Source organism: Roseomonas sp. GC11 (genome assembly GCF_024437745.1).
GTDB lineage: Bacteria > Pseudomonadota > Alphaproteobacteria > Acetobacterales > Acetobacteraceae > Pseudoroseomonas.
The window spans coordinates 1-5092 of sequence record NZ_JANFNY010000153.1; the positions used below are offsets into that span (position 1 = coordinate 1).

At 66.3% G+C, this 5092-nt stretch carries 6 protein-coding genes; 2 read left to right on the forward strand and 4 right to left on the reverse strand.

Annotated features, from left to right (window positions below; all coding sequences use genetic code 11):
- Together NON00_RS23960 and NON00_RS23965 are read left to right on the forward strand one after the other, a co-directional pair.
- The coding region (locus NON00_RS23960) for a recombinase family protein (RefSeq protein ID WP_256025308.1) at positions 1-987 on the forward strand (987 nt) is incomplete at its 5' end.
- On the forward strand, positions 984-1400 hold the full coding sequence (locus NON00_RS23965) for a hypothetical protein (RefSeq protein WP_256025309.1): 417 nt from the start codon (positions 984-986) through the stop codon (positions 1398-1400). The genes NON00_RS23960 and NON00_RS23965, both read left to right, overlap by 4 nt.
- A 131-nt stretch (positions 1401-1531) precedes the next feature.
- On the opposite strand, the gene NON00_RS23970 is transcribed toward NON00_RS23965, so the two are convergent.
- The 4 genes from NON00_RS23970 to NON00_RS23985 form a co-directional block, all read right to left on the reverse strand.
- Entirely contained in the window at positions 1532-2839 is a 1308-nt protein-coding gene (locus tag NON00_RS23970) for an IS701 family transposase (RefSeq protein ID WP_256025310.1), read from the reverse strand.
- 78 nt (positions 2840-2917) lie between these two features.
- Positions 2918-3229: a YciI family protein gene (locus tag NON00_RS23975; RefSeq protein ID WP_256025311.1), complete on the reverse strand. Its 312-nt coding sequence runs from the start codon at positions 3227-3229 to the stop codon at positions 2918-2920.
- A 295-nt stretch (positions 3230-3524) separates the two neighbouring features.
- Positions 3525-4115, reverse strand: a complete 591-nt coding sequence (locus NON00_RS23980; protein ID WP_256025312.1) for a hypothetical protein — start codon at positions 4113-4115, stop codon at positions 3525-3527.
- A 50-nt stretch (positions 4116-4165) separates the two neighbouring features.
- Entirely contained in the window at positions 4166-4852 is a 687-nt protein-coding gene (locus tag NON00_RS23985) for a hypothetical protein (RefSeq protein ID WP_256025313.1), read from the reverse strand.
- Positions 4853-5092: the final 240 nt, after the last annotated feature.

Genomic DNA, 5092 nt, shown 5'->3' on the forward strand with positions numbered 1-5092 from the left:
CTGGTCGAGGTGTTCGACGCCCACAGCGTCACCTTCGTCTCGGTGACGCAGAGCTTCAACACCACCACCAGCATGGGCCGCCTGACCCTCAACATCCTGCTCTCCTTCGCGCAGTTCGAGCGCGAAGTGATCCGCGAGCGCGTGCAGGACAAGGTTGCCGCCTCCAAGGCGCGCGGCCTGTGGATGGGCGGGCCGGTGCCGCTCGGCTATGTCGTGCGCGAGCGCAAGCTGGTGATCGAGCCGGCCGAGGCTGCTGTGGTGCAAAGGATCTTTTCTCTCTTTGCCGAAACCCGCTCCGGCTTTGCCACGCTGCGCCAACTCGCCGCTGAGGGGGTGCGCAGCAAGAGCGGCCGGCTCTTCGACAAGGGTTCGCTCTATCGGCTTCTGCACAACCGCATCAGCATCGGCGAGGTCACCCACAAGGGCCAGGCCTATCCGGGCGCGCATCCGGCCATCCTGCCGCGGGCGCTGTGGGAGGAGGTGCAGGCCATCATCAACACCCCCGCAGCCAGCCGGGCCAACCAGAACCGCCGGCAGAGCCCGGCCCTGCTGCGCGGCCTGATCTTTGGCCCCGATGGCCGCGCCATGTCGCCCTCGCAGACGCGGCGACGCGGCAAGCTCTATCGCTATTACGTCGCGCAGGCCGTGATGAAGGGCGCGCGCAGCGACTGCCCGGTGCGGCGCCTGCCGGCCGGCGAGATCGAGGGCGCGGTGGTGGCGCAACTGCGCGCGCTGCTGCGCCAGCCCGAGGTGGTGGTGGGCACCTGGCGCGCGGCGCGGGCCGAGGCGCCGGAGCTCACCGAGGCCGAGACCCTGGTAGCACTGGAGCGGCTGGACCCGCTCTGGGAGGAGCTTTTCCCGGCCGAGCAGGCGCGGATCGTCCGGCTGCTGGTGGAGCGGGTGGATGTCGGCCCGGCCGGTGCCGACATCCGGCTGCGACTGGAGGGGCTGGCCAGCCTGGTGCAGGATCTGCGGAGGGCGGCATGACCAGCCTCACCGTCCATGTCCCGCTGGCCATCCGCCGCCGCGGCGGGCGGAAGCGGGTGGTGGCGCCGGAGGGGGCGCCCGGCGTCACCGTGTTGGCCTGCCGCGCGGACCCGGCGCTGGTGAAGGCGCTGGCGCGGGGCTTCCGCTACCGCAAGCTGCTGGACCAAGGGCGCTACGCCTCGATCACCGAGATGGCCGCGGCCGAGAAGATCGACAGGGGGTATCTCGGCCGCCTCCTGCAGCTGACCCTGCTGGCGCCGGAGATCGTGGAGGCGATCCTGGATGGGCGGCAGCCGGAGGGGGTGACGCTGCCGGGGTTGATGGAGGGGGTGCCGGTGGGGTGGGGGGAGCAGAGGGGTGGGTTTTGTAAGACAGCGCAGTTCTCATACCGAGGCGCAGGCGCAAGCCTATAGGCGCCTACTTTTACTGTGTCATAAAATATCTTGCTCGCTGGCGTTGGCAGCAGGGACACCGTGGCAGCGTTCGCGCCAGGCCGCGTGTGATTGTGATTCGGAGCGAGGTCATCGAGGCGGCGACATGGCGCTCAGGCCGGATCGGGAGCGCCGCGGGGTCTGTAGGAGTTGGGTAGGGCAGATTGCGGGATGGATAGCGGACTTCGCTCTCCCGAGGGGGGAAGCGCGGCCTGTTCGGCGAGCAGGAAGCCGTAGGCGGCGATGCACAGCGTGGCGTGGTGATGGAAGCCGCGCCAGCCGCGGCCCTCGTAGTGGCCGAGCCCGAGTTCCTGCTTGAGGTCCAAATAGTCCCGCTCGACGCGCCAGCGCAGCTTGGCCAGGCTGACCAATGCCCGCAGCTTCGTCGTCCCCGGCAGGGTGGCGAGCCAGTACTTTGTTGGCTCCACCTCGCCTTTTGGCCATTCAACCAGCAGCCATTCCTCGGGACGCGGTGCCGGGCGTTGACCGTCACGATGGGCCGGGCGCACCCGCACGGCGGCGAAGCGCGAGGCGAGCGGGGCGTTGCTGCCCTCACGCCAGATCACGCGGTGCCAGGCTGTCGGGGGCAGGTCGAGCGCGACCTGCTTCGCCGAGACCGGCTTGTGGTCATTGTCTCGCCGCACCCGCGAGGGCGGCCTGCCGCGGCCGGTCCACGTCTTCGGCGGCAGCGGTTCCATGCCCGGCGGCCACAGGCTGGCCGAGGACTGGATGCCGGCCACGTAGTGCAGGCCAAGTTCGGTAATGCCGTCCCGGAAGTCAGTGTCGACGCCGTATCCGGCATCGGCCAGTACCGGGGCGGGCGGCATTCCGGCGGCCAGCGCGGTGCGGATCTGTTCCAGCGCGATCTGCGGCTTGGTGCGGAAGGTCACCGCCTCCGGCACGCCTGCCTTGGCGCGCCGCGCCGGATCGCCGGCCCAGGACTGCGGCAGGTAGAGCCTGTGCGCGACCGGCAGGCTGGCGTGCTCGGCCGCGAGCGAGAGCGTCACGGCCACCTGGCAGTTGTCCTGCTTGCCGAGCTGGCCGCAATACTGCCGTGCCACGCCGACCGAATGCTGGCCTTTCTTCGGGATGCCGGTATCGTCCACCACCCAGCCGCGAATGGGGCCGCGCTGCTCGATCAGCGGCAGCACCTGGGCGCGAACGGCGCCGAGCACCGCATCGTCGGACCAGTCGGCCTTGGCAACGAGGTGGTGCAGCGACTGGTGTGCCGCCTGCACGCGTCCCGGTTCAACCCGCGCTGCTATCGGCTCGACGCTCTTGCGTGCACCGGGCAACAGCAGTCCGGTGCAGTAGGATTGGAAAGGCGCCACCCGGTCCGCATGGCCCAGCGCTGCTGCCAGGGCATCGACATACGCCGTAAGCCGGGCTTCGCCGCCGTGCCTATCAGATGAGAGACCCACGCCCTGCCTCCATGAGGGAGAAGCTCCATCTCTACACGGCAAGGCCCGCGTCATACAAATTTTTATGACACAGTAGAATTAGGGTTGCGGCAGGGCGTGGTAGGGGAGCGGCGCGACGCGGAAGGGGCGGATCTCGATCTCCCGCCACACATCGCCGGTGCTGTAGGGGTCGGCGGCGATCCAGGTCCGCGCTGCCGCCTCATCCGCCACCTTCAACAGCAGCGACGAGCCCACCATCTTCCCGGCCTCGTCCAGGATCGCCCCGCCGACGATCAGCCGCCCGGCCGCGGCTTCGGCCGCCGCGCGCTCGAAATGCGCCGGGCGGGCGGCCATGCGGCGCTCCAGCGCGGCCTCGTCGGTGCCATCATGGGCGATGATCAGGAAGGTCATGGGCGTTCTCCGGTAGGGCTCTTCTGAATGGCTCGGGAAGGGTGCAGCTCGCCGCGCCTGCCATCCTACTGGCTTTTCCAGCCTGTGGCCCTGCCGTCGGGTGCATCTGGCTCGGTTCCGCGGAGCTCTGCTTCGCGATTGCATCCGTTTTACCGGGATGTCCGGGGCAGCCCTTGCACCGAATCCTGCGCCGCCAGGGGTGGCCGTCCTGAGGCGCAGGACCGGCGGCCCCTGGCCGGGGCAAGGGCGTCAGCGGCGCATATTCGTCATGCTTTGGGCCGGGAGAGCACCGCGCTCAATCGAAGCCTTCAGGACCACGGCGCCACTCGCGCGGCAGAGAGCTCCGATCCACGATGTCCATCTTCGAGAGGAGAGAGAACTTCTCGAAAAAAAGGGCGCGATCCTGTTCAAGATCACTGAAATAGAAGGGCGTCGAATTGTAGCTGGTGCAGCCAAGACCTGGGAAATATTCTGGATAAAACCCAATTCCGCCAATGTAGGTCGCCTGCCCTGCTGTGACGATGAAAGTGAAAGGCGCGACTCTGAGGGAAGGGTAGGAGTTTCCGAAGGAGTAGGTGTAGGCGATAAAAGCGTGCTGTCCGGCCTTCAGGCGGAGGGCCTGGACATAGCGGATGACATTGGCCCTCCTGGAATCCGGCGGCCACTCCACGCTGGTGGGATGCTCGACATAAACATGCTCTGACGGGCTGCCATCCCGGTGGGCCAGGACGAGACTGGGACGGAAGGCATCACGGCAGTCTTCCCGGACGTAACGCCGCAGGGAGAGGAGTGCCAGGCCCTCGTCCGGCTGCAGAGGGGCCGAAGCTTCCCCGGGGGAAAGCTTGGTTCTCGAACCGCAGGCCGCCAGCCCCGCCATGCCGAGCATCGAGACACCCAGCAAGGCGCGGCGCCGGAGCAGGGGAATTGCCCCTCCGCTCATGTGATTTCTGCCGGAAATTCGGCGGGAAAGCCGGCGGGCCTGGGAATATCGATCACCGGATTGACCGAGGCCAACCACGGCACCTCGTTGCGGAGCCTCTGAAGATCGCGCTCTGCCCGATCGCGCAAGGCGATATGGGAAACACGGAGTTGCGACCGATATCCAAATGCAAAATTTCCAATGTAGCGTGCTACGCCTGCTTCTGCGGTGAACTCGATGGGCGGAAATTCTGTGGTGCGGCTGGAGTCGTAAATAGTTCCTCCGGCGGTCCATAGTTTTATTCCGGATATTCTGTAGCGAGCTGGCGAAGCAACAAAGCAGAAGAGCACGGTCGAGGAATCGAGACCGCTGACTTTGTCGGCGTACTCTTCAGCGCTGGACCCGCCGGTAACGTTGTACCCGCGCTGTTGCGGGGCGGATGGCTCTACGCGGTCGCCGGTTTCGACAACTCGCATGATTCCCATGAAGATTAGGCGTGGTTGTTGGAGGAGGACGCTGGCAGCGAGATTGGGATAGGCCGCAAAGGTCTCGAGCGACCCGAGAAGAACAGCGTCCCCGCGGGAGGGATCGTAGCTGTAGTTGGCCCGCATCTCAGCTGGGCGATGTCTCCGGACCTCTGATGAGCAGGCCGCCAGCGACAATGCGGCGGTCATCGCTGCTCGGCGACCAAGATGGATCGGCATCGATCCAGGACTCCTTCAACAAATCATGACCCGTTGGACAGGATCGAAGACCGTTGTTGCATCATTATCAACCGACTTTTCTGTGGCGCTGAAGGCAGGCAAGGCGCGGGGCTGGCTCAGAGCCTGACCCAAAAGTGTTTGCTTTGGCTGATCGTTGGATGCTTTAAGGCCTGTTAGAGCTTGAATGCTGTTCCCATGTTCTGGGCATGGTGGAGAGCAGCGACAATCAGGTTTTCACGG